At 53.4% G+C, this 2,274-nt stretch carries 1 protein-coding gene; it reads left to right on the top strand.

Features of this window, described 5'->3' with window-relative positions:
- The first annotated feature begins 60 nt into the window (after positions 1-60).
- Positions 61-2,229: a leucine-rich repeat domain-containing protein gene (locus C5O23_RS14040; RefSeq protein ID WP_107033531.1), complete on the top strand. Its 2,169-nt coding sequence runs from the start codon at positions 61-63 to the stop codon at positions 2,227-2,229.
- Positions 2,230-2,274 lie beyond the last annotated feature (45 nt).

Here is a 2,274-nt window from a genome sequence, read left to right as displayed (position 1 = left end):
TAAAATCCCCTGCTGACATTACGTCGACAGGGGTCATTTTTATATTGGGCAAAAGGGTCAGTGATATTTTGGCTTCAGGGGTCAATTCAACCTGGTCTAAGGGGTCATCCGAGCCTGGGTTTTCCACTCACCGGCCTGATTCTCGAAAATTGCCGGAATCTCCGTTCTCTTGATGTCAACGGACTGAACGGCCTTACCTCTCTGAATCTGGCCGAAAATCGTAAACTCGAAACGCTCGACGCAGCAGATACGCAGCTTACAAACGTGATTTTCGCACAGGGCGGAACTATGTCAACGGCAAAGTTACCGGCCTCGCTCCAGACGCTCGAATTACGATACCTTCAGAACCTCGCGCCCGACGCGCTCACCTTCTCCGGAACTCCGGCGGTTACTCGCCTTGTCGTTGATAACTGTCCGCTGATAGACTGGCAGGCCCTTCTCAACCGTTGCCCCTCTACGACCTACCTCCGTGTTACAGGCATAGACGAGAGCGGACGCGGTGAACTCCTCCGCAAGTTCCTGACGATGAAGGGTGTCGATGAAAACGGTAACAACGTGACGACTTGCCGCCTCGTAGGTACTTACCAACTCACGAAATACCTCGAAGAATCGGAGTTCAACGAGTTGCAGGCCCATTTCCCCGAACTGAACATAAAGCAGCCGGAATGGACAGTTATAAAGTACGATGAAACGGTGTCAGATTCAAAAAATATCTCAAACCTCGATAACGAAACGGGCTACGACTACGACAACACTTTCAAACCGTCGGCGCACGTCGCCGCTATCATGGCGAAGCGTCACCGCGTAATGGCTAAATATGTAGCGTCCGGCAAAATGCTTGTCTGTCCTCTCGACGATACCGATAGCCGCCGTTATCACGACGGCACGGAGGCCAATACGCAAGGGTTCAACCACCCGACGAAGGCAGACGAAGGCGATTTCATGATGTACGAGCCTGACCGTTGGTGCAAGGGTATCGACGATTTTATTAACCGTTGCCATTACCACTGCTTCAGCTCTCTGAAGGCTGTAACGCAGCCGGAGGGCCGTAAACTTTACCCGGAAGATATGGAGTTGCACGACCGCGCAGCTTGCCGAGTGGCTACCACTTACACCACCTTTGACGACTGCCTCGCGGTTTACGATGATTACCGCGTATATGTTGCCCCGGTGAAGGGTTACAAGCAAGCACGATGGCCGGCCGTGAACTCATCGGTTTACGGCGCGGTGTTCCTCGACGCAGACAACAACGTGGTGGGTCGTGCCGCAGCCAATAGCGGACGAATGACCGAAGGCTCTTACCTGTTTACCTCCGTTCCGGCCAACGCTGAAAAAATCGCGTTCACCTGCCGCGCCGACGCTCCTTTCTCCTTCGTATGGCTTACCACCTCGCCGGAGATTCACGCTATCGAGCCGGACGCATGGCGAACCGGCCAATGGCTTGCCGGTGTTGTGAAAGCCTATTACGGTAATTTGCAGATTCGCAGTATTACGGGCGTTTCGGCGACCGTCAGCGTATCACAATCGCAGTTCGTTGATTACTGCCGCAGACGTGGTGAGGGATTCACCCCAATAACGTACCCAATGCACCGGGATATCGCTTGTTTGTTCTGGGCCAACTATGGCGACCGTGACAGTTCAAGCGTGTGCGGATATGGCTCCGGCTCAAATACTACCGTTCAAGGCTTGACCGCCTTCCTCGGCATGAAGGACACCATAGCGAACCCGGCTAATGCTATCGGTGCGGCCGGAGGCTGGTATTACGACGATACGCAGACGTTACGAAATGCGACATCTATCAACGCCATAGGTTACGAAAATCTTTGGGGTAATGTCGCAGAATGGATGGGCGGAGTTACCTCCGATTACTACGTTTGGAAATTTACCGAGTACGGAACCGGTGAAGAAAGAACCGTCAAGAGTGGCACAATCTCCGATTCATGGATTACCGAATTACATAACGGTCGTTTCATGGACGTGGTGCCGGTGTTGCTCAACGCCACAGAAACAACCCACTACGGCGACAAATTCTGGTGTTCCAACTCGTCGGCCCGTGTGGTGTGCCGCTCCTACTACTACGCCAACTCGCACGCCGGTGTTTCGTGCACGAACGCGTACAGCGATTCATCGGTCACGAACGCGTGGTACGGGTCGCGCCTTGCCTTCATCGGAGAAATCGAATATACGTTAAACGTCGCGGCCTTCTTGGAGGCCGAGGCCATAGCCTAACCGAATAAACTTGAACGTATGATGTTAAACGATACACGAGGGCGC

This window comes from Duncaniella muris, assembly GCF_003024805.1.
Lineage (GTDB): Bacteria > Bacteroidota > Bacteroidia > Bacteroidales > Muribaculaceae > Duncaniella > Duncaniella muris.
The sequence above is the reverse complement of the archived record's forward strand: the minus strand, read 5'-3'. Positions and strand labels throughout refer to the sequence as shown.